21 protein-coding genes are annotated in these 21,817 nt (G+C 37.5%); 17 read left to right on the top strand and 4 right to left on the bottom strand.

What is annotated here, in order from left to right:
• Positions 1-311: 311 nt before the first annotated feature.
• On the bottom strand, positions 312-947 hold the full coding sequence (locus TY13_RS18580; RefSeq protein WP_042479056.1) for a pentapeptide repeat-containing protein: 636 nt from the start codon (positions 945-947) through the stop codon (positions 312-314).
• Positions 948-977: 30 nt separating this feature from the next.
• On the bottom strand, positions 978-2,891 hold the full coding sequence (locus TY13_RS18575; protein WP_052344387.1) for a putative bifunctional diguanylate cyclase/phosphodiesterase: 1,914 nt from the start codon (positions 2,889-2,891) through the stop codon (positions 978-980).
• Between the two features lie 697 nt (positions 2,892-3,588).
• Here TY13_RS18575 and yabP point away from each other — a divergent pair.
• The 4 genes from yabP to TY13_RS18555 all read left to right on the top strand — a co-directional run bounded on the left by yabP (position 3,589) and on the right by TY13_RS18555 (position 5,454).
• The gene (gene yabP, locus TY13_RS18570) at positions 3,589-3,885 is read left to right on the top strand and encodes a sporulation protein YabP (RefSeq protein WP_042479055.1); all 297 of its coding nucleotides are present in this window, start codon (positions 3,589-3,591) and stop codon (positions 3,883-3,885) included.
• A complete protein-coding gene (yabQ, locus tag TY13_RS18565; RefSeq protein WP_042479054.1) occupies positions 3,882-4,340 on the top strand; it encodes a spore cortex biosynthesis protein YabQ in 459 nt (152 codons plus the stop codon). Before yabP ends, yabQ begins: the two co-directional genes overlap by 4 nt.
• 50 nt (positions 4,341-4,390) lie before the next feature.
• Complete coding sequence (locus TY13_RS18560; protein WP_042479053.1) at positions 4,391-4,816, top strand: FtsB family cell division protein; 426 nt, start codon at positions 4,391-4,393, stop codon at positions 4,814-4,816.
• A 212-nt stretch (positions 4,817-5,028) separates the two neighbouring features.
• The gene (locus tag TY13_RS18555; protein WP_042479052.1) at positions 5,029-5,454 is read left to right on the top strand and encodes a S1 domain-containing RNA-binding protein; all 426 of its coding nucleotides are present in this window, start codon (positions 5,029-5,031) and stop codon (positions 5,452-5,454) included.
• 95 nt (positions 5,455-5,549) lie between these two features.
• Here the strand turns inward: TY13_RS18555 and TY13_RS18550 are convergent, their stop codons facing one another.
• Positions 5,550-5,735 carry a hypothetical protein gene (locus TY13_RS18550; protein WP_042479051.1) on the bottom strand — a complete coding sequence of 62 codons (186 nt, stop codon included), beginning with the start codon at positions 5,733-5,735 and terminating at the stop codon, positions 5,550-5,552.
• Between the two features lie 463 nt (positions 5,736-6,198).
• On the opposite strand from TY13_RS18550, the gene TY13_RS18545 reads away from it, so the two are divergent.
• From TY13_RS18545 to TY13_RS18500, 10 genes are all read left to right on the top strand, one after another.
• Complete coding sequence (locus TY13_RS18545) at positions 6,199-6,813, top strand: TerD family protein (RefSeq protein ID WP_042479050.1); 615 nt, start codon at positions 6,199-6,201, stop codon at positions 6,811-6,813.
• Between the two features lie 24 nt (positions 6,814-6,837).
• Positions 6,838-7,419, top strand: a complete 582-nt coding sequence (locus tag TY13_RS18540) for a TerD family protein (protein WP_042479049.1) — start codon at positions 6,838-6,840, stop codon at positions 7,417-7,419.
• 181 nt (positions 7,420-7,600) lie between these two features.
• Complete coding sequence (locus TY13_RS18535; RefSeq protein WP_042479048.1) at positions 7,601-8,176, top strand: TerD family protein; 576 nt, start codon at positions 7,601-7,603, stop codon at positions 8,174-8,176.
• An 89-nt stretch (positions 8,177-8,265) separates the two neighbouring features.
• Entirely contained in the window at positions 8,266-8,958 is a 693-nt protein-coding gene (locus TY13_RS18530; protein ID WP_407637748.1) for a TerC family protein, read from the top strand.
• A 133-nt stretch (positions 8,959-9,091) separates the two neighbouring features.
• Positions 9,092-10,252 (top strand): HpcH/HpaI aldolase/citrate lyase family protein, encoded by a 1,161-nt coding sequence (locus TY13_RS18525; protein ID WP_042479046.1) that lies wholly within the window; start codon positions 9,092-9,094, stop codon positions 10,250-10,252.
• A gap of 12 nt (positions 10,253-10,264) precedes the next feature.
• Positions 10,265-11,611 (top strand): phosphoribosyltransferase family protein, encoded by a 1,347-nt coding sequence (locus TY13_RS18520; protein ID WP_052344386.1) that lies wholly within the window; start codon positions 10,265-10,267, stop codon positions 11,609-11,611.
• Positions 11,608-12,708, top strand: a complete 1,101-nt coding sequence (locus tag TY13_RS18515) for a cysteine protease StiP family protein (RefSeq protein WP_042479044.1) — start codon at positions 11,608-11,610, stop codon at positions 12,706-12,708. The genes TY13_RS18520 and TY13_RS18515 overlap by 4 nt, the downstream gene beginning before the upstream one ends.
• Before the next feature lie 16 nt (positions 12,709-12,724).
• On the top strand, positions 12,725-13,525 hold the full coding sequence (locus TY13_RS18510; protein WP_042479043.1) for an HAD family hydrolase: 801 nt from the start codon (positions 12,725-12,727) through the stop codon (positions 13,523-13,525).
• Positions 13,526-13,588: 63 nt separating this feature from the next.
• A complete protein-coding gene (locus tag TY13_RS18505) occupies positions 13,589-15,223 on the top strand; it encodes a YceG family protein (protein WP_042479042.1) in 1,635 nt (544 codons plus the stop codon).
• Between the two features lie 18 nt (positions 15,224-15,241).
• Positions 15,242-16,267, top strand: a complete 1,026-nt coding sequence (locus TY13_RS18500; protein ID WP_042479041.1) for a toxic anion resistance protein — start codon at positions 15,242-15,244, stop codon at positions 16,265-16,267.
• Between the two features lie 72 nt (positions 16,268-16,339).
• Here the strand turns inward: TY13_RS18500 and TY13_RS18495 are convergent, their stop codons facing one another.
• Positions 16,340-16,969 (bottom strand): TerD family protein, encoded by a 630-nt coding sequence (locus TY13_RS18495; RefSeq protein WP_042479040.1) that lies wholly within the window; start codon positions 16,967-16,969, stop codon positions 16,340-16,342.
• Between the two features lie 420 nt (positions 16,970-17,389).
• On the opposite strand from TY13_RS18495, the gene TY13_RS18490 reads away from it, so the two are divergent.
• The 3 genes from TY13_RS18490 to hpt are packed head-to-tail and all read left to right on the top strand — an operon-like array spanning position 17,390 to position 21,741.
• The gene (locus tag TY13_RS18490; RefSeq protein WP_042479039.1) at positions 17,390-19,759 is read left to right on the top strand and encodes a SpoIIE family protein phosphatase; all 2,370 of its coding nucleotides are present in this window, start codon (positions 17,390-17,392) and stop codon (positions 19,757-19,759) included.
• A 23-nt stretch (positions 19,760-19,782) separates the two neighbouring features.
• On the top strand, positions 19,783-21,168 hold the full coding sequence (gene tilS / locus TY13_RS18485) for a tRNA lysidine(34) synthetase TilS (protein WP_042479038.1): 1,386 nt from the start codon (positions 19,783-19,785) through the stop codon (positions 21,166-21,168).
• A gap of 30 nt (positions 21,169-21,198) precedes the next feature.
• The gene (gene hpt / locus TY13_RS18480; RefSeq protein ID WP_042479037.1) at positions 21,199-21,741 is read left to right on the top strand and encodes a hypoxanthine phosphoribosyltransferase; all 543 of its coding nucleotides are present in this window, start codon (positions 21,199-21,201) and stop codon (positions 21,739-21,741) included.
• The last annotated feature ends 76 nt before the right edge of the window (positions 21,742-21,817 follow it).

Here is a 21,817-nt window from a genome sequence, read left to right as displayed (position 1 = left end):
CGTGCAAATGCACAGGAGTTACTCCATATGTTAGGTTTGCAAAGCTATAATCGTTGGGCAATTGTACGCAAAACACATGACAGATGACGGATGACGAAATTTGGCTACGCTTTAAAGGGGAACAGCTAATGCATAAGGATGTCTATTTGCGAAAAGATTTGTATTATACAAAACTGGACGATGTTGAGGGAGCATAATTATGCTTTGGATCACTGGATATAAGCCTCTTCCTATAAAAATAAAGAGAGAGGCTTATTTATTAGTTATTTTGAAGGGTTTTTGATATTTGCTATAACTGACTGTTGGCTTAGTTAGTCCACAACGACCAGCCCGAAAAGTGAAGCAAGCTGAATTGCCTGGTAAGACGATACTTTACAGCCTTTCAAGCTCTCGATAGAAACATGAAGTAATTCAAAGGTAGACGAGCTAATGTCTATATCTTTTAAAGAAGTTTGTTCAAAATTTGCTTCATTCAAGTTACATCGATTTAATTCAATCCCTTTAAATTTACATTCATAAAAGTCTGTATTTGTTAAAATAGCCCCATTAAATACTATTTTTTCAAGCTTGGCATTATCGAATGTAGATAAGTGCAAAATACTATTATCGAATCGTACATTGCCGAGAGAGGATTTCGGAAATTGGCTTCCTAGCAGCTTGCAATTAATAAACTCTACACGATGGATTGAAGCGTTACTAAAATTAATATTCGATAAATCGCAATTCTCGAAACGGACATCCGTTAGCTGGATATTGCTAAAGTCTGTATAGTTAAAGTGGCAATTTTTCAAAATAGCTTGATCGATTCGAACTCTGTCTAGCACTTCATTCGTAAATGTCGAATCCACAATTTCACACATTTCAAGTTCAGGATATTCTTCATATAAAATATCAGAAAAACTCCTCGTAGTTAATTGTGCTGGGATTTTAGGTATATTTATTTTCATTCAAAGACCCCTTCTCCATTAAAAACTCTTCTATACTTGTAAGCTTAAAGGTAAATATAGTTGATAATCCAGTGCTGTTTTTTGGAACAGAGCATTGATTTCACTTACAGGTAAAGGTCTACTAAAATAAAACCCTTGTATACTGCCGCAACCGAATTGTTTAAGTATATCCCATTCTGCTTTTGTTTCGACCCCTTCTGCCACCACCTGTAGTCCGAGTGTTTTTCCGAGCTGGACGATTGTTTGAACGATAGCTGCACTGTTTTGATTAGTACTTATATTGCGTATAAACTGGCGGTCAATTTTTATTTGATGGACAGGGAGGTTTTGCAAATACGCAAATGACGAGTAGCCCGTACCAAAATCGTCGATTGAAATGGAGAAGCCCATAGCTCTAAGCTCAGCCATTCGATTTCTTGCAGCATCTCGGTCTTCGATTGCTACGTTTTCTGTAATTTCTAACACTAAGCTTTGCGGGGCAATCCCAGCTCTTTCAGTGCATTTTAATAAATAATCTGGCAAATCAGCATTAAGGAAATGCGCTGGCGATAAATTAATCGACACAGTTAGGTAATCTTTGCCCTCAGCTTGCCATTTTTTTAATTGCGTCACCGCTTCTTGAATAACCCATTCTCCGATGTGCGCAATAAGACCTGTTGATTCAGCTAGATTGATAAAATCAATAGGGGAAATTAGTCCACGCTCAGGATGCTGCCATCTAATTAAAGCTTCAAAGCCCTTCACTTGGCCTGTATCGCATTGTACTTGTGGCTGATAAAATAATTGAAATTGCTTTAAATCAAGCCCTTTTTGTAAGTTCATTTCGGACAATAAGCTTTCTTTTATAAAAGTATGCATAGATGGTTTATAAAGCCCAATAGCTTTGCGAGAAGTTTGTTTACGGGCATGTTCAAGTGCGATTTGTGCAACTTGTAAGCCATCTTTGACATTGTCAAAATGATTAGGGTAGTAAGCCATACCATAGCTAAATGTCATGTATACTTCCTGTCCAAGGATTGTCATTGGCTCTGTTAAAGTATTTGTAATCTCTTTACTGAGAATGGCACCTTGGTTGTTTTTTAGTGAAATAGGTGAATAAATAACGAAATGATCAAAGCCAATACGAGCAATAATAGATGGTTTTGGAAATGCGCTATGTAGGCGTTGTGCAAAGTTTATTACCACTTCTTCACCACCATCATGACCTAGTACATTTTGGACATTTGTAAATTGATCTAAAGTCATATAAATAAAAATACCACGCTCTTCTGCAGAAAGTGTTTTTAAACTTTCCTCTGTTTTCTTATAAAATGCATGCTCATTATTTAAGCCTGTTAGTGTATCTGTAAAGGCTAGCTTGTAAATATAGTTCTCTGTTTCTTGACGATGTAGTCGGTCAAATATAAAAGCAAACATATCTGCCACCGAAGCAAGAACATGCCTATGAACGGGCGTCCAGTGTCGTTTTTGTTTAGAGAGACAGCAAATAACACCACCAACTCCCCAATTTAAAACGATGGAGGCATCGAGCATTGATTGAAATGGATGATATTCCAAGGAAAGACTTTCGCGTAAGCCGTGCATTACAGGGTCTGTCGCCACATCATCCACGGCTAGTGTCCGTTTATGTACAATTGCTTCAAAATAGGCAGGAACTTCATGTTGTAGAAGTGTAGCTTTAGAAAATGGGTGAGTTCCTCTGCTATCGTAACTTGTTTCTAGTCTTAGTTTTGTTTGCTCTTCATTAAATAGCCAAATTTCTACTCTCTCACACTTCATTAGTTTCGCAATATCGAGGCATGTTTTTTGCAAAATAGGCTCGATGGATTGTTTCGATAACTTTAATAATTCTTTCTCTGAAAAGAAAAAATGTTCCTGATTTTGAAGGAGCTGCTGCAAAAGTTCATTTGCTTCCTCGATTGAAAAATCAATTAAGTAATCCATTACTAGACCTCTCTCCTATCGCACAAAGTTGTTTATAAATTAACAGAAGTGTTGATTTACCTTTAATGAATTTCAGTAGACATCCATATAATCATGATAGATCAACTGACAATTAATGTTACGACAAAGCAACTGTAACGAATTCTGATTTAATTGTTTATAGCTTTTGTCAGGTATTGTGATATAGCCTTTTTCTAAACACATATACTTTATCATTGAGACAAAAACCTTTCCATTCTTTTGTGTTTTTCTAACTTTCTACAATCCCACTAACCATCAGAGTACTATTGGCATGTTCTTTCTATAGTTCCAATGAGTTTCTTGTGTTCCATCATTCATCGTCAAAAATTTACCCTGTTTGTGATTTTCGTCTATATGGCAAACCATGCACACGGTCTAACCCGCGATGACTCCATTAAATGATATGGTTAGTATTGAGGATTTTTCCTTTTTGGCATACTTAATGCGTGTAGTGTCCCCTGAATTACAAAATAATGCATAATTAGCATGCTTAATAAATTAATTATAGCATCATCCTTTTTTTATTCCTCAATTTTTGGAAATTTATCTAGACTTGTTAAGATTTTAAACAAAATTTATTACTATAATATAGAAATTTTTTTTAATAGATTGTTATAGTCATGCTTTCACATTTTCTTGCATAAAGTGTGACAGAAGCAAAAAGGAGGAGATGGACATGACATTGCATCAAGAAAGTAATCGCTATACCATTCCGTCGGGCGAACATTTAGTGACAATTCGCAATCGCAAGCGAATGGACATGACATCTATAAAAGCAATTGAGCGTTTTGATCAAGAGGAATTTTTCATTCACACATCTCAAGGACATTTGCTAATTCGAGGTGAGGAGCTACGCATTGTACATTTAGATGTGGACAAGGGGCTTCTGACATTAGAGGGCAATGTGAAGCTCATGCAGTACGATGAGGAAGATAGTGCAGCAAAGGGCTTTATTCATAAATTGTTCGGATGACTATTTCAGCACAGCTAATGAGTGCTGTCATCATGTTTGCAAGCGGCATATTTGTCGGCTGTGTGGTTGACAGTACTCGAGCAGTATTGGGAGGGCTACCGAAACGGCAATGGATTCGTCAGTGCGCCGTAGTGCTAGAGCTTATAGTATGGATTGCTCTCGGATTTTGTACATTTTATTTTTTATATGTGACAAAAGGAGGGCAGTGGCGCGCAGTTGATCCGCTATTTCAGCTAGCTGGTATTTTTGCATACGATAAATTGTTTAGACGCTTTTTCCGATTTATGGGTCGATTGTTTGTGCTGCTCATAATTCGACCAATTTATTGGATTGTTTATATAATTAGTCGCTTTTTCTTAGTTTGTTATAAAGTGTGTGCGACTATAGTTATATTCGTGTTTACTCCTGTCATGAAACTGTATAAAGTAGTGCTTGGAAACCGCTTTAAAAAATAATTTTTACAAAGTATAATGGCTATATTATTCAAAATTGTGAGGTGGACAAGATGAACAAACAACATCACCAGGAACCATCACCTAACAGAGTAAGAAAGTTAGACAATGACTATGTTCGTTCTAGTGAAAATAATATGAAAAATAAACCTTCCAAGCACCAAATTATTCGTCGTCGTCGCAGAATACTGGCTTTCTTAGCTATAGCAAGTATAATAATTTTTAGTTTATCCAGCATGCTAATGAAGCAATATGATCGACTTGATGCGAAAGAGCAGAAAAAAGCAGAGGTTCTAGCAGAGCTTGAGCAAATTCAAGAAGTACAGGACATGCTAAAGCTACAAATCGCTAAGCTTGAGGACGATGAATATATTGCAAAGCTAGCGCGTAAAATGTATTTTATGTCTGAGGAAGGCGAACTTATTTTTACAATTCCAAAAGATGAACAGTTGAATGGGCAGCAAGAAGAAGATGAGTAACTGCAAGGGCGGATCCGTATGAAAAAATAAAGGGTCAGCCCTATTGCTGTGAAATGAATTGGATTTAGGCAGTGTTGTTGACACGATTATCCTGTTCGTTATAATAGAATAGAAACTGTTATAAAAGTGGATAGAAACTTTTATAAAAGTTTCAGTATACTTAGTACATGACTTTTGAAGTCGCTTAATTTTTAAGGAGGAGCATTTTTTTTATGTCAATTGAAGTAGGCAGCAAATTACAAGGTAAGGTAACAGGCATCACAAATTTTGGAGCATTCGTTGAGCTGCCAGATGGCAAAACGGGTTTAGTACACATTAGTGAAGTGGCAGACAACTATGTTAAAGACATCAACGAGCTTCTAAAAGTAGGAGATGAAGTTGAAGTCAAGGTGATGAATGTTGAAGCTGACGGTAAGATTGGTCTTTCAATCCGCAAAGCGAAGCCTCAACCAGAGCGACCAGAGCGTCCTCAACGTCCACGTCGCGATAATCGTTCGAACGAGCGCAATGATCGTCAACCGAAAGAGACTTTCGAGCAAAAAATGGCACGTTTCTTAAAAGATAGCGATGAGCGTCTTACAACATTAAAGCGTGCAACAGAATCAAAACGCGGTGGCCGTGGAGCTAGACGAGGTTAGTTTACTGGCTATTTCAGGCGTAGAAAAGGTGTTAGATAAATGTGAAAGCTATCCTGCAAGAGATTTCTTGTAGGATAGCTTTTTTGTTTTGTTGGCTATTTTTTTTCTTGTTTTAACAATAACCTAATAGAGGAGATAAATCCTATAATACCACCAATTAACCCGATTATAATCATTGCAATTTGAATAACAGGAGGAAGCTTTGTTAATAGCACACCTCCAATAATTAACAGCATACTTACTGCGCAAAATAATGTTAAGTATGTAAAATTACGAATCAAAATAGTTAAACCTCCAAAATAGTAGATAGTCTTATTATAGTATAAACATATTACTAAAAAATGAGTAAGGTTATCTTTGGATATGCTCTTGATTACTAAGGAGTTTTGATTGTCTACAAAGCCTATGCCTTCTCTATTTGGACATTTCCCCATAAAAAATTTGTTATAAATGAATGAATTTAAATATATGTTTTATCTCGGTGGAATTAATTGAGTTTTTTGTCATCTTATTTTAAGATAAATATATACTAGAAACCGTTTACTGTTTGTAAAGGTAATAGTTGTAATTCATTCGATAATGAATAAGTATTCGTAATACATAAAGAAATTGATAGGCTTTTAAGGAATCTACCTGTGCAAGCTCAAAAAACTAAATGAAATTTAGTTGAAACATAATGAGTTGTTAATCCGTAATAGGTAGTATGAAACAGCATGTATACAAAAGATAAGGAGGGCATTAAAATTGGGTATTAATTTACAAAAAGGGCAACGAGTTGATTTGACAAAAGGCAATGCAGGTTTAGACACAATTAAGGTTGGTTTAGGCTGGGATCCTATAAGTCAAGGGAAGAGCGGAGGTTTTTTCGGAGGTCTATTTGGTGGCGGAGGCTCAAGTGGACCGAACGTTGACTGTGATGCATCTGTATTAATGTTGCAGGATGATAAGATTGTTGACAAGAATGACGTTATTTATTTTGGAAAATTAACAAGTGATTGTGGTACTGTTCAGCACTCTGGAGATAATTTAACAGGAGATGGGGCTGGAGACGATGAAGTGATTACGATTCGCCTATCATCAGTACCTGCTAAATACAATAAGCTAGTGTTTGTTGTAAATATTTATAGTGCGGCAACACGCAATCAGCATTTTGGTATGATTCAAAATGCATATATTCGTGTGTATGATGACAAGACAGGAAATGAGCTTATTCGTTATAATTTAACAGATGATTATTCAAACTTAACAACATTAATTTGCGGCGAAATCTATCGTCATAATAATGAGTGGAAATTTGCGGCGGTAGGTAGTGGCACAAATGATATTCAGCTTGGTGACGTAGTTCGTAAATATCAATAATAACTAATTAGGGGGAATTTTAGAATGGTAGTTTCATTACAAAAAGGTCAAAAAGTAGATTTAACAAAAACAAATCCAGGATTAACAAAAGTAGTGGTAGGCTTAGGCTGGGATACGAATAAATATGACGGCGGAAATGATTTTGACTTAGATTCATCTGTATTTTTATTGGCGGATACTGGAAAGGTAGCGGACCAAAACGATTTTATTTTCTATAACAATACAACAGGTGGCAATGGTTCTGTTGTGCACTCTGGAGATAATTTGACAGGTGTTGGTGATGGAGATGACGAGGTTATAAAAGTAGGCTTAACAGAAGTACCAGCACATATCCAACGTATAGCATTTACTGTGACAATCCATGATGCTGAATCACGCAACCAAAACTTTGGTATGGTAACAAATGCTTATATTCGCATTGTGAATGAACAAACAAACGAAGAAATCATTCGCTATGATTTGGGTGAAGATTTCAGTATTGAAACAGCAATTGTTGTAGGCGAATTATACCGCCATAATGGTGAATGGAAGTTTAATGCAATTGGAGCTGGTTATCAGGGCGGTCTAGCAGCGCTTTGTAATGACTATGGTTTAGCTGTTAATTAATCAATTAAACGTTAGTCCAGATTTTTTCGAACTAATTTGTGAAAGTTAACCTAAGACCGTCACATCCTGAGATAATAGCATATTGGTATTCTTACGGATGTGGTGCTCTTAGATTGAGCACAACAGGTGCTTATATATCCGTTGAATCAAGGTAAACATGCAATGAAGGAGGAAGTTTCTTATGGCTATTCAATTAAGTAAAGGGCAACGTATTGATTTAACAAAGCAGGACCCAGGCTTAAATAACATAGGGATTGGTTTAGGCTGGGATATCAAACAATTTGATGGTGGACAGGACTTTGACTTAGATGCCTCTGTATTTTTATTAGATGCCTCTGGAAAATGTCGCAATGAACAAGATTTTATTTTCTATAATAATTTAGCAAGTCCAGACAAATCCGTTGTGCATACAGGCGATAATCGCACAGGTGAGGGAGATGGCGATGATGAAAAGGTTCTTGTAAATTTAAAGCAAGTATCTTCACAAATTGAAAAAATCGTTGTAACAGTAACAATTTATGATGCAGAAGGGCGCCATCAAAACTTTGGACAAGTATTGAATGCCTATGTCCGCTTAACAAATGAAGATACAGGTGCAGAAATATTGCGCTACGATTTAGGCGAAGATTTCAGTATTGAAACAGCCGTTATATTTTGTGAGTTATACCGTCACCAAGGTGAGTGGAAATTCGCTGCAGTTGGATCAGGCTACCAAGGTGGTTTAGCGGTATTGGTTAACACATATGGCTTACAATAAATGTCGAGCATTTGCTAGATGACGGAGGAACTTAATTGAACGTTATTAATGAAATACTAAATACATATGCACAGTTTTTTAATTGGCAGATGTGGGGAGAGGTTTTAACAGACCCTGTAGCGTGGGGACTAATTTTTTCGTTAATTGTTATGGAGGGTTTGTTATCCGCTGACAATGCGTTAGTATTAGCTGTTCTTGTGAAGCACCTCCCACCAAAACAACGAAAAAAAGCACTAATGTATGGGATGTTTGGTGCCTATTTCTTCCGTTTTATCTTTATTGGAATTGGTGTGTATTTAGTAAAATTTACGCTTGTAAAAATTCTAGGTGCTGCTTACCTAATGTGGTTAGTGATTGCACACTTTAAAAACAAAAATGATGATGAGGATGAAGCAAAAGAGTTTAAGAAAAGTAGCTGGCTAGTTCGTATATTTGGTACATTCTGGGCAACGGTTATTTCTGTTGAGTTAATGGATATTGCTTTTTCTGTGGACTCTATTTTGGCGGCATTTGCCATCTCGGATCAAGTGTGGGTGCTATTATTAGGCGGAGTACTTGGTATTATTATGATGCGAACAATTGCGGGGGTCTTCCTTACATTAATCGAGCGAGTACCAGAGCTTGAAACAACCGCATATATTTTAATTGCGATTATTTCACTTAAAATGTTTGCAAGTGTATTCGGTTTCCATATATCACATGAAATATTCTTCATTATTTTAATTGCAGCCTTCTTAATAACATTTATTGTACATAAATATAACAAGAAAACAGCTGCATAACAAACGCACTGTATTGGTCTGTAAAAGTAGACCGATGCAGTGTTTTTTTTACAAAGTATTTTTTCTGATGGTGTGTAAATACCTGACGAGTGTCACTGATAAAAAGGCCATTTTTCATTAGGAGAGAGATTATATGCAACATTTATCCACAGTACCAAAGTCGTTTTTTTATAAAAGCCCTCAAGCCTTTACGAAGTGGGGAACGCCCGATATATTGTCTCATGCGTTAGGTGCAACCTTATATATGCCGGCTTCTATGCCGAATATCGCCCAGATGGTGCAAACGAAAAAGTACCCTGAATTAGTTTCCTTTGTCATTGATTTGGAGGATGCCGTAGGGGATGGAGAACTGGAAAGCTGTGAGACAAAGTTAATAGCTGATATTGAGGAGCTATATACATTATATACAAACCAAAAAGTAGCACCAGAAGATTTACCGCTTATTTTTATACGTGTACGTAGCGTTGAGCAGCTCAAGCTATTGACAACGACTCTAGGAAAAAGCCAAGATGTATTAACCGGCTATGTCTTCCCTAAATTTACAGCAGCACAAGGAGCCCTTTACTTTGAATTATTAGAGCAAACGATTCAAGAACATCAATTAACTTTGTATGGTATGCCTATTTTAGAAAGTCGCGAAGTGTTATATAAGGAATCTCGTATGGAGGCATTATTCGCGATAAAAGAGGTATTAAACCGCTATCGTAATCGTGTTTTAAATGTAAGGATGGGCGCAACAGATTTTTGTGGCATTTATGGTATTCGCCGTCGTGTCGATTCGACAATTTATGATATAAGTGTGATTCGAGATTGTATCGCCGATATTGTCAATGTGCTAGGACGAGAGGAAGATGGCTTTATTATTTCGGGGCCCGTTTGGGAATATTTCAGTAATGCCCGCGTATTAAAGCCTGTATTGCGCATGACACCATTTAGTGAGAAGGGCATTTTGAATGCTCGGCAAGCATTATTGGATGATTGTTTGGATGGCTTAATGAAGGAAGTATTAATGGATAGACAAAACGGTATTCTAGGGAAAACGGTTATTCATCCAAGCCATATTCGCGTTGTTCATGCACTTTATGTAATTACTTATGAGGAGTATTTAGATGCATTAAGTATCGTGGAAAATAACGGAGGACAAAAGGGTGTATTGAAAAGTCATTATGCCAATAAAATGAATGAAATGAAGCCGCATTTAAGATGGGCACAGAAAATTTTACGTCAAGCACAGCTTTATGGTGTTTACCATGAATCGGTGGATTTTGCTTCTCTTTTAACGGATGTGGAATAGGAGGATATATTTGTGCAGCAAAAAGCAAGACTGAACATTATTCAGAATTACGATATAACAGTAGATATTAAAAGTAATCCTTTTCAATTTGAGGTAGAGGATTTATTTAAAATGGCAACACGCATTAATAAAAAAAGGCAGTTTTTATTTGTTAGTACCCTTCTTGGGAAACATTTAGCTGTCCGCCCGCAAATTCCTTTATTAACGGGAACTCTATTAGCCATGATGTATTATCAGAGGTTGGTAGATAGGGAAGTTCCTTCTCTTTCCTCGGTTGTTGAAGCAATCAAAAAGCAGGATGGACAGCCCTTTGTTGATGGATATCTTGAGTTACCTGAGGAGACATTATTTATCGGATTTGCGGAAACGGCAACAGCACTTGGACATGCTGTTTTTAAGACATTTCAGTCAAATGCTACGTATATTCATACGACTAGGGAGTTATTGCTAGATATAGAACCTTTTATTACGTTTGAAGAGGAGCATTCACACGCGACGAGTCATCGGATTTATAGTGATGCACCAGAAAAGTTGCTACAAGCAAAGCGCATTGTGTTAATCGATGATGAGATTACGACAGGAAATACAACTATTAATATTATCCAAACATTAAAGGAAAAATTCCCGCATGTGCAACATTACACAGTACTTTCTATTTTAGATTGGCGTTCGGAGAAGCAGGATGCTATCTTTAAGCAATTGGAGAGGCAGTGGAATATTTCTATTGATTTTATAGCGATTATGCGCGGCTCTTTTAGCTGTGATGGTGCACCGATTTTAACAGATGAACAGGCACAGGTTATGGTAGAAGAGGCGAAAAATATGGAGCTTTTATCTATTGAGGAGCCTCTTGTTTATCAGCACTATCATTCGATAGCAGAAAATGGACAAAAAAATCGTCAACCATATATGTTTGCAACTGGAAGATTTATGTTGACGTCAGAGCAGCAACGCCAGCAGCAGAAATCGTTGCAAGCAATCGCTCAGCAAATAAAAACACTGCGAACAGATGGACCAGCCCTTGTTATTGGCACTGGTGAATTTATGTATGTGCCAATGGAAATCGCTGCATATTTAGGGGAAGATGTTTATTTTCAATCAACGACACGTAGCCCCATTTACTGTTCAGATGCAAAGAGCTATACGATTACGCAAAAGCTTGCATTTGAAAGCCCTGAAAATAATGGCGTAATTAATTATTTATATAATGTCCAAAATCGCCCTTATACGGAACTTTTTTTACTAGTGGAACGTATTGCAAATAAAGAAATTGTAGCTAGAGTTGTACGTGCATTACAGTCCGTGAGTAACGCGAAAATTTATGTCATCTGTATGCATGAATTGGAGGATGAAGTATGAACATAATTAGAGAGCCAGACAAAATGGGCAGCTATTCTCCAGAAGATGTTATATTTTTGTTGCGAGATATTGGTCATGTGTCTTTGGAAATGGAGCATAACCAACGCGAGCAACTTATCCAATCAGGCATACATTACTCGGAAATGCTGCCAATGGAATATCAACCTTCTGAGGCATATATGTCTCTTTTTTATCAAACATTAGATGACTATGCAGAGCGTATAGCTGTTGCTGTTGGCATAGTTGCGGAGCAAATTGTAGCGAAGCAAGGGTTGGAGCATTTAGTGCTTGTAAGTTTAGCTAGAGCGGGTACCCCTGTTGGCATTTTAATTAAACGTTATTTAAAAATACGATACAATAAGAGTGTTCCTCATTATTCTGTCTCCATTCTTCGAGGGCGAGGCGTAGATGAGACGGCGATTCGCTATATTTTTGCTAAGCATCCGTCAGCACATATTCAATTTGTAGATGGATGGACAGGTAAAGGGGCGATTGCAAATGAGCTACTTCAAGCATGTGACGCCTTTAATGCAAGGCATCGACAGCAGCTTGATGCAACATTGGCTGTATTGGCTGACCCAGGGCATTGCGCAGCTATATATGGCACACGTGAGGACTTTTTGATTCCGTCAGCTTGTTTGAATGCAACGGTATCAGGCTTAGTAAGTCGTACAATATTGAATCTGCAATTTATGGATAAGTATGATTTTCACGGAGCAAAATATTACAAAGAGCTTGAAGATGTAGATGTCTCCAACTTTTACATAGACAGTATTACGTCTCATTTTAATCATGTGGAAAATCAAATAGAACAGCAACTTTTACAGGAAACAGAAACTAAAGTAACTTGGACAGGTATGGAAACAGTCCAAAGAATTCAACAAACATTTAATATAACAAATATAAATTTTATAAAGCCTGGTGTGGGTGAAACGACACGAGTATTGCTACGTCGAATGCCATGGAAAATTTTAATTAATCCACAGCATATAGATGAGCTAGAGCATATTCTACTTTTAGCAAAAGAAAGAAATATCGTTGTTGAGGAGTACCCGAATATGTCCTATGCTTGCTGTGGGTTAATTAAAGAGGCATAGAGAGGAGGGCTGTCCTATACTACTCTTTACATCAGATTTAGACCGAACATTAATTTATTCTAATCGTCTTTTGCGTAACTTCCCACCAACAAGCGAGGTCGTAGCAGTCGAACAGAAAGACGGTGAAGTGATTAGTTATATGACCGAGGAAACGCTGATGTTGCTACAGAAAGTATGTCAACAAACATTGTTCGTACCTGTAACAACTAGAGCCTATGCACAATATGAAAGACTTCATTTTATCGAAAAGCTGCAACCAACCTTTGCGATTATTAGTAATGGTGGCATACTATTAGAAAATGGTCGTCCCAATGAGGCGTGGGCTAAAATTGTACGTCAACGTATTGAAGATAGCGCCATTTCCTATGCGGAGATGTTACAGCATTTTCATAGTGTAAAATCTTCTACATGGCTAAAACAGTCATTTCATATGGACTCTCTATTTGCTGTACATTATGTGGATCGAGATGCTTTAAGCTTAGAACAATACCAAGCAATGATGCAGAGTTTTGATAAATATGGATGGCGAATATGGTTAAACGGTAGGAAATTATATATGATGCCAAAAATATTAACAAAGGAATCAGCAATTGCTTATTTGCGAGAGCATTGTGTACATGATACACATATCGCAGCAGGCGATTCGATTATGGATTATGGAATGCTTGCGATGGCAGACATAGGATATACACCTAGTCATGGCGATTTAAAGGATAAGCAGCCTCAAGCATTGGGTAATACTGTCTATTCGACATTAAATGGTGAGGCTTTTACAAAGGAATTACTTGAAGCTGTTTTGCAATTAGTAGTAAAGTAATTTACTAAAATTTAGTTTATTAGGTCACTATGCTGAAGAATATTTGAAGGATGTGAAACTTGTATGCAAACAATAACAATACAGCCCATTTTGGAGCGTGAAGCAGTTGATTGGTTGCAGGCGTTTCAAGATTCGCCTAAAACTCGTTTATTTTATGAGGTAACAGCACAAAAAATCAGCTTTAGCCGTATTGCTGTTCGGATATTAGGGACGCCATTAGAAACCGATGAATATTTTAATTCGTTGTTTACATTGGCTCAGCAGCCGAATGTTCATATTTTAAGCGAGGAATTGAATAAGCATATTGAACAAAAGGATTTTCAAGCATTGCAGGAAATTTTAGAGCAACATCAGAAGACACCTAAAGGTTTGTCAATAAATCGTTTAATTGCAATGATGTATGGCTATCAGTTGCTTCCTAAACATGACGATGCTTCAATGAATCGACATTTGCAATTAGCTACAATTCGTGTTGTGGAACAATTCCAGCAGCAACAATCATTAGGTTTATTAGCAAATGATTTTCGCCGTTTTTTAATTGATTTAGTGAAGTGGCTGAAAAATCATTGGATTCAATGGACAAAAGCGATGAAGCCAACCGATGATTTTCCTAAAGTAGTTTGGTATGGTGAAATGACGATGAGTCAACGTTATTTCTTGTTGCTCTTAATGGAGCTTGGCTGCGACGTATTGATTTTTCATCCAGCAAAGGTAGACGAATTCGTAGAAATTGATGCCGCGAATACGTTCTCTATTACATATTCATACGCACATGAAACAACACTACAGCCATTCCCTAATAAATTGCGTGACCGTCAAGCGACGGTTGGCTATCGTTCAAGCCAGCATTTCGAACAGCTAATGAACACCCAGCAATCGGGAGTATATAAAGCATGGCAGCTGCAAAGTTTGATGCCTCGTTCATTAACGTTGCGTATGACATATGATGATATTTTTATTTATGCCAATGAAAAAGCGATGGTTCGTCCAAATTTTGAAGTGCTAAGCAAGGAAGTAGTTATACCGGTTATTTTTGCAAAAGTTAGCGGTGTATCTAGTAAGCGTGAGGAATACTGGCAATTGATGCATTTGCTCTTGGATAGCCCGCAAACTGTGTTTGTGCAAGAATTCCCATATATGAAGAGTAGCAAGGCGAATTTCCATTTCCATTATCAGCATTGCTTATCGAATGGCGAGCTATCAATTGAGCGCATAATGCAAAGCGATTGGTGGCAGTACGGGGCATATACATGGGAGCTACAACAGGCCATTGCTTATACAATGAAGGCAGTTTGTGAGCATCCTAATATGAAGCAACAACCAAATGAATCATTATACGATTTGCAATTATTTTTATTTAAGCAAATGACAATGATACCAGATGAAATACTGCGTTTATTACAAAACTTTGATTATGCACAGGATATACCAAAGCTTGTCTTATATCAGGCGCCACAACAATCAGCTTTATCACGCGAGGATATTGCCTTACTTGTATTTTTAAATCGTTTTGGCGTCGATATTGTATTATACAATCCAACAGGGCAGTTAGACTTGGAAAAACATTTACTAGAGGATACTTTTGATGTGCATCGTTTAGAGCAGATGGTATTTGATTTACAATATGAAAAACCAAAGTTGCAAAAGCCTGCAGTAGATAGCGGTATTAAAAAAATATTTAATCGTTTTTTCAACTAGTTGAGAAAGGAAGATTGTATGTCCTTCACACTTGAACAATTAACGCTAGAAATAGCAGAGAATACGAAGCAACAACTACGTCAAAGCGCAGAAGTGCAGCAAATCGCCAATCGAATAAATACTAAAAATCAGTTAGATATTATGGAGTTTGGTAAAGAGCCTGCAATAAAATTAGCTAATTTCTCAGATCGTATGTTACGGATGCTAGAAAATTCAAAGATTAACGAATCGAATGAGTTATTACAGCAGCTTGAGATTTTGATGTTGAAGTTTGATAAACAGGATATAGCTGAAGAGAAGGGGTTCTTTAAAAAGTTATTTAAACGTACACCTAAAAAGCAAGAGGATACATGGCAAAAATACATGCCCCTAACACGAGATATTGAGAAGATGCATTATCAATTTGTGTTGCTGGAGGAAACATTGGCGAGCGATAATCGAATGTTAGCGGGTTTATATCGTGAGGATTTGCAATATTATATAGAGCTAGAAAAGTATATATTGGCGGTAGAGCTGAAATTAGCTGAGGTTACAGCATCCCTAGCGAAGCTGGAGCAGCAAAGTGCAGAAGGTAATCAAATCGCCAAAATGGAACTAAATACATGCCAAACAGTTGCCCAACTACTTGAGCAAAAAAGAGATGAGCTGGAGAAATCCCGTACAGTGGCTATTCTATCAGCGCCACAAATCGAAATGCTTCAAGAGGGCAATCGTACATTAATGGAGCAAATTAATGAGGCGTTTATTAAAACTATACCTGTTTTTAAGATAGGTATTATAAATACAGTGAATAGTAAAAAACAACAATTGCAAAATGACTCTGCTAAAGCCTTTGAGAATCGAATAAAGCAAACAAGCGGTGTAAATACTGATATCGTACAACTTAGTACAGCAATGGCAAACCAACAAGGGGAGTCGCAAACACTCGAAGAAATATGGGATGAGATTGTGGCAGGTATTACAAATTATCGACAACTACGTGATGAGCAGACACAGCAGCGTCTCAAAGTGGAGCAACAATTAAAAGCGTTACAAGTGAAGTAGCGTATACTATGTTTGCTATATCACAAATTAATTACAGGCAATGAGATGGCTATATCTCATTGCCTGTAATTTTTATTTGCTTCCAGCACGCCAAGAAAGGCCCCAATTGTAGGCATTATCCATGTCGCTATGATTAGAAAAGTATTCAACAAGACGCTCTACTTTAAATGTTTCGTTATTCACATTCTCAATCATTGCAATGGCACACATATTTTTACCATTGCGATGTTCATCTAAACGTACTTCAATACTTGGTCCTGCCCCGTAGTTGACTGTTACAATACCATCTGCCTCAGACCAATTTGCAATACCCTCATAAATAAAGGAATAAACGAGTACACGCTTAATATCAAGTACTTTATTTCCATTAATGCGTAAGTTTTCTCCCCCAGTACTTGTGCCTGTGCGATCATCACCATCTAATTCTATAAAAGGGGCGCTGTGTAGATTACCAAAAGCATTCCCTAGTGCCTGTACACAGCCTATTGTCCCGTCTGTCAGTTCAAATAGGCAGCCTAAATCTAAATCAATTCCACCTCCAGTTTTAGCTCCAAATAAAGATGATAAAAATCCTTTTGAAGGTTTTGCGGTTTGTTGATTCCAATTTAAGTTGACTAAAATTTCCCCAATACCTTGCTGCGATTTCGTTAAATTGATAGATTGCCCCTTTTTAGTCAGTTCCACTTTTCCTAAATTGACCATTAATGTATACCCCCTTTGTTTTATCCTGTAGCTATGAAGAAAAGTAAAAATTTCAAGTTATACTTAATCTTAGCATAATATAGCCTTTGTTGAAAGAGCAGGATAGTATACTTCAATATTTAAGGATGTGGCTATTGGTGAGAGAATAGGTGTTTTTTTGCTGCCTATAAAACGACGGTTTATGATGTAAATAGCACCGAATTCACTTGTTTAATGTTGTGTTATACAGAAGTTTTGCTGAATGCTGGAATTTTCTTTTTTGTCCGACAGCACAAGCAATCAGAAATTCACCAATCCACTCATTTTCTTGAAAATTTCCTAACAATTCGTCGAAACATTTTTTCTAGTAGCCTATATGAACAGACAAATTTTACGCTTCACTTTTTATATAATGGCAAAAAAGCTAGAGGAGATGACTATATGACACGAGTGGAAATGCTAGAAACGCCTTCTATGTGGCAAGGGGTGAAGGAGTATGCGAAAAATAAAAAGGTTATCTATAGTTTGCAAGTTACCTTTTTTATTGTCGCTTATTTTTTAGCACAGGCAGTATTTTTTGATGCGACACTTCCATTTTTATTGCCGTTTTGGGCAATTGTACGATTACGCTATGATAATATGCGCACAGCTGTTATTGTAGGTGGATTGTTAGGTTCATTATCATTTGGGTTAGGACAAGTAGTTATTTTATGCTTGCAGCTCATCGTTTTTGAACTGCTATGTCGTTTCAAATATTATAAGATGCCAGCTTCTTTGGCGATTGGATTATCTATTTTATTTGTTCAATTGCCATGGCAAAGTGTGTCATATGGCGGGGTACCACCGTTTTTAGTGCTGCTTTATATTGGCTATGAGGTTGTGTTAGCGGTATTGATGACATTATTTATCCAGCTTTTCTTTGTGCGTCCACACCAATTTTGGCAGACGGATTGGTCGTATGAGCGTATTGGGGCAGGCTTTGTAATTGCCGCAGCTATGCTTGGTGGGATGCAGTCTGTTGTTATTTATTCTTTGTCTTTAACGATTTTCGCGTTACATTGCATTATTTGTATTGCTGCTAGAGTCGCGGGAGTTCCAATCGCCACGATGACCGCAACGATTCTAGGGACATTGCTAGGTGTTGCAAGTCTATCTTTTACAGGGATGCTCGCTTTGTATGCAGTAACAGGTGTAATTGCAGGAAGTTGTAAGCGGCTAGGGCGGTTAGGGGTTGCAATAGGTAGCATTGTACCTAGCGTGCTATTCTTTTTTTATGATGCGACACTACCGCTTGATCTTGTCTATTTTTTCTCTATTGCCATGGCAGCGATTGTTTTTTTAGTGCTTCCACAATCATTGTTTACAGCACTGCATGATTTATTTTACCCAGAGCGAGATGAAGTGTTATTAAAAAGACAGACGTGGATGACTGAGCATGCTACTGAAAATTTGATGCAATTTCAGCATTTTGTTGATTTTATGAAGGAGCTTGTATTTGATCGATTTACTGCAGACTATGTGCAAAAGAAAAAAATTGAGCCTCTTGCTACATGTATGAGCTGCTTTCGCTATGAGAGATGTTGGGGAGATGCTGAAATGGCCCAAACGATTGAAGGGTGGTGTGTGGCCAAAGCAGCTACAAAGCCTGCAGAAGTTTTGCGTACAGAAGAACAGGTGAAGCAAAAGTGTGTTAAATCCACTAAATTGCTAGAGGAGCTGGAATCACAGCTATATCAGGAGCAAATGAATGGACAGTTTTATCATGGAAAAAAAATGATTGCATTGCAGCTACGCGATTTGAGTCGTCATTTGCAGCGACTTATGCAGGAAATAAAAGAAGAAACCTTGTCTTTTCAGTCTGCCGAAGAGGAGTTAATGAGCGCATTCAAGAAGGCTTATGTGCCTTGTTTTCAAATAGATGTTTTGCAGAGTAAACCAGGCGAACGCATCGTTGTATGCTCACTTACTCCGAAAAAGAGCAGTCAATATGATATGCTACAGCTCTGTGAGCGCCTTATTGTGCCAATTTTTTATGATTTTTGGCAGGAGCCTCTGTTTGTTGAACATTATGAGATAAGACAGGAACCGTTCCGCCATATGCAAGTTCGTTTTCGATCAGCAGTTCGTTATGAGCTAACATATGATAGCTACAGTCAGGCAAAGGAGCTTGTAAATGGCTCAGGTGACTCTCACGCTATTTTTCCGATACACGCAGGGCTAACAGCAGTTATGCTTTCGGATGGAATGGGGCAAAATAAAGAGGCACAGCGAGAAAGTAGAAAGCTTATTCGTATGATGCGTGAGTGTTTACTGTATAATATGAATCCAGAAACAGCTATGCATACGTTACACTATGTTATGTCGTTAAAGCGTGAGATAGACATGTATGCAACAATTGATTTTGCATTAATTGATTTGCAAGGTGGTACACTATGGTCATGGAAAGCTGGCAGTATGTCGACATATATAATACGTGGTCAAACTGTTATGAAAATTGATGGAACTAGCGCACCTGTAGGCTTTATGCCACAGTTTTCAGTGGAGACACAAAAAATGAAGCTACGAGCAGACGATGTAATATTTATGGTGTCAGATGGGTTATTTTCAAGTGAATTGAATTGGGACGAGCAGGAATCATATTTTTTGGAGCTAATAAAGCAAAGGGTTGCCGAAAAAATGCCGATAGATGTGTTATTGTATGATGTAATGGCACATTATAAAGGACGTTATGAGATTGAGGATGACTGTACACTTATCGGTCTGACATTACAGCATATAATTCCACAATGGGCAACAGTAAAGGCTAATTAGCGTAGAAGAACGGAGGTGAGAAGGTGGATTCATTCGAAACAAATGTAATGCACTATATCAAAAAGCAGCAACTAGTAGTGGCAGGAGACCGTCTTCTCATTGCTTGCTCTGGTGGAGTAGATTCGATGGGCTTAATGTATTTTTTTCAATCAATGAGTAGACAATTACAAGTAGAAATTGTTGTAGCACACGTTGATCATATGCTTCGTGCAGAAGTTTCTGCAGCAGATAGAGCGTTTGTAGAACAATTTTGTGCCAAGCATGGTATTCCGATACATAGTACGGCGATTCCAATAGCCGATATTCTAAAAAAAGAAGGTGGCAATTTACAAACGGTTTGTCGCAAAGAGCGTTACAGCTTTTTAGCGCAAGTTATGCGAGAAATGGATTGCACAAAGCTTGTGACAGCACATCATGCAGACGACCAGCTCGAAACGATGTTAATGGCTCTTGCAAAAGGTGCAACGATTAATGGCTTACAAGGTATGGCTGCAAGTCGTCCATTTGCTAATGGTGAACTTATTCGACCATTTTTAGCCGTCACGAAGGCGGATATTGCAAATTATTTGGAAAGTAATGGCGGTACTTATCGTGAAGATGCGAGTAATGCGAAGGACGATTATACACGTAATCGCTTTCGCCATCGCATTATTCCGCTATTAGTTGAGGAAAATCATCATATCGCAACACATGCTGTTCAGTTAGCTAGTCAGTTACAGCAAGATGATGCGTACTTAACGGAGCTGGCGAAAGAAGCTTTTGAGCGAGTTGTTGAGAAAAAAACAGAAGAAATTTATACTATTGATATTAGTACCTTTCAAAGAGTATCACCTGCTTTACAAAGAAGGCTCATTTTAATACTATTAAACTATATTTATAACGATTCAAGTACACTTTTTAGTCAATCATTATTATCATCTATCTACACCTTATTTGAAACTACAAATGGTAGTGCGACCATTCATTTACCAAATCATTACGTTATGCGGCGTGCGTATAATACTGTGACAGTTTGTCCATATGAAGTATATGAAGTGCGCGAAGCAGAGGTACTAACGTTAAATAAATGGCTCGATTATGGGTATATACAGCTATTTGTAGGGGCTTATGCAGGGCAGCATGATGGCGAATGCTACTATTTCCAATCAAGAGAAGTACGCTTCCCATTACATATTCGTACAAGACAAGAGGGTGACCGTATACAGCTTGCAAATATAGCGCAAGGTAAACGCTTATCAAGGTTGTTTATTGACTGTAAAATCCCTTTAGCCGAACGCGATAACTGGCCATTATTAGTCGATGCAGAAGATGAAATATTAGCTGTACTCGGTGTGCGTGTAAATAACAAATTTTCTAAGCGGCGACGCCCAGAGGATGATTGTGTTCTCGTTGTGCGTAACACTTATTAAAATTTGCAACAATTTGAGGGGGAATCGCATATGATTCAAAATGATATTGAAAAAATTATGATTACAGAGGAGCAAATTCAAGAGCGTATTCGTGAGTTGGGCGCACAACTTACGGCTGAGTATGATCACAAATTCCCGCTTGCTGTTGGTGTTTTAAAAGGTGCTATGCCTTTTATGACAGATTTAATGAAGCGTTTCGACTCTTATATCGAAGTAGACTTTATGGACGTATCAAGCTATGGTAATGCAACTGTTTCTTCTGGAGAGGTGAAAATTTTAAAGGATTTAAATACGAGCGTTGAAGGTCGCGATGTTATTATTATTGAAGATATCATCGATAGCGGCTTAACGCTTAGCTACCTTGTTGAGCTGTTTAAATACCGCAAAGCTAAATCAATTAAAGTTGTAACGTTGCTAGATAAGCCTTCTGGACGTAAAGTTGAATTAAAAGCAGATATCGTAGGCTTTGAAGTTCCGGATGGGTTTGTAGTAGGATATGGATTAGATTATGCAGAAAAATATCGTAACTTACCGTACATTGGCATTTTGAAACGAGAAGTATATTCATTCTAAAATAAGAACGTATGTAACGATTTTGACATAAATCGACTTTCACATATTTTCTTTAGGGCTTTTCATTGTATCAAAA

Origin of the sequence: Bacillus ndiopicus, from assembly GCF_000612805.1 — a bacterium.
Taxonomy (GTDB): Bacteria; Bacillota; Bacilli; order Bacillales_A; family Planococcaceae; genus Metasolibacillus; species Metasolibacillus ndiopicus.
Note: the sequence above shows the minus strand (reverse complement) of the source record. Positions and strands in the feature narration are given on the sequence as shown.

What these genes read in the sequence shown, in the direction of transcription:
- TY13_RS18580 (WP_042479056.1), bottom strand. Translation starts at nt 947, where the DNA reads ATGAAAATAAATATACCTAAAATCCCAGCACAATTAACTACGAGGAGT.
- TY13_RS18575 (WP_052344387.1), bottom strand. Translation starts at nt 2,891, where the DNA reads ATGGATTACTTAATTGATTTTTCAATCGAGGAAGCAAATGAACTTTTG.
- yabP (WP_042479055.1), top strand. Translation starts at nt 3,589, where the DNA reads ATGACATTGCATCAAGAAAGTAATCGCTATACCATTCCGTCGGGCGAA.
- yabQ (WP_042479054.1), top strand. Translation starts at nt 3,882, where the DNA reads ATGACTATTTCAGCACAGCTAATGAGTGCTGTCATCATGTTTGCAAGC.
- TY13_RS18560 (WP_042479053.1), top strand. Translation starts at nt 4,391, where the DNA reads ATGAACAAACAACATCACCAGGAACCATCACCTAACAGAGTAAGAAAG.
- TY13_RS18555 (WP_042479052.1), top strand. Translation starts at nt 5,029, where the DNA reads ATGTCAATTGAAGTAGGCAGCAAATTACAAGGTAAGGTAACAGGCATC.
- TY13_RS18540 (WP_042479049.1), top strand. Translation starts at nt 6,838, where the DNA reads ATGGTAGTTTCATTACAAAAAGGTCAAAAAGTAGATTTAACAAAAACA.
- TY13_RS18535 (WP_042479048.1), top strand. Translation starts at nt 7,601, where the DNA reads ATGGCTATTCAATTAAGTAAAGGGCAACGTATTGATTTAACAAAGCAG.
- TY13_RS18530 (WP_407637748.1), top strand. Translation starts at nt 8,266, where the DNA reads ATGTGGGGAGAGGTTTTAACAGACCCTGTAGCGTGGGGACTAATTTTT.
- TY13_RS18525 (WP_042479046.1), top strand. Translation starts at nt 9,092, where the DNA reads ATGCAACATTTATCCACAGTACCAAAGTCGTTTTTTTATAAAAGCCCT.
- TY13_RS18515 (WP_042479044.1), top strand. Translation starts at nt 11,608, where the DNA reads ATGAACATAATTAGAGAGCCAGACAAAATGGGCAGCTATTCTCCAGAA.
- TY13_RS18505 (WP_042479042.1), top strand. Translation starts at nt 13,589, where the DNA reads ATGCAAACAATAACAATACAGCCCATTTTGGAGCGTGAAGCAGTTGAT.
- TY13_RS18500 (WP_042479041.1), top strand. Translation starts at nt 15,242, where the DNA reads ATGTCCTTCACACTTGAACAATTAACGCTAGAAATAGCAGAGAATACG.
- TY13_RS18495 (WP_042479040.1), bottom strand. Translation starts at nt 16,969, where the DNA reads ATGGTCAATTTAGGAAAAGTGGAACTGACTAAAAAGGGGCAATCTATC.
- TY13_RS18490 (WP_042479039.1), top strand. Translation starts at nt 17,390, where the DNA reads ATGACACGAGTGGAAATGCTAGAAACGCCTTCTATGTGGCAAGGGGTG.
- hpt (WP_042479037.1), top strand. Translation starts at nt 21,199, where the DNA reads ATGATTCAAAATGATATTGAAAAAATTATGATTACAGAGGAGCAAATT.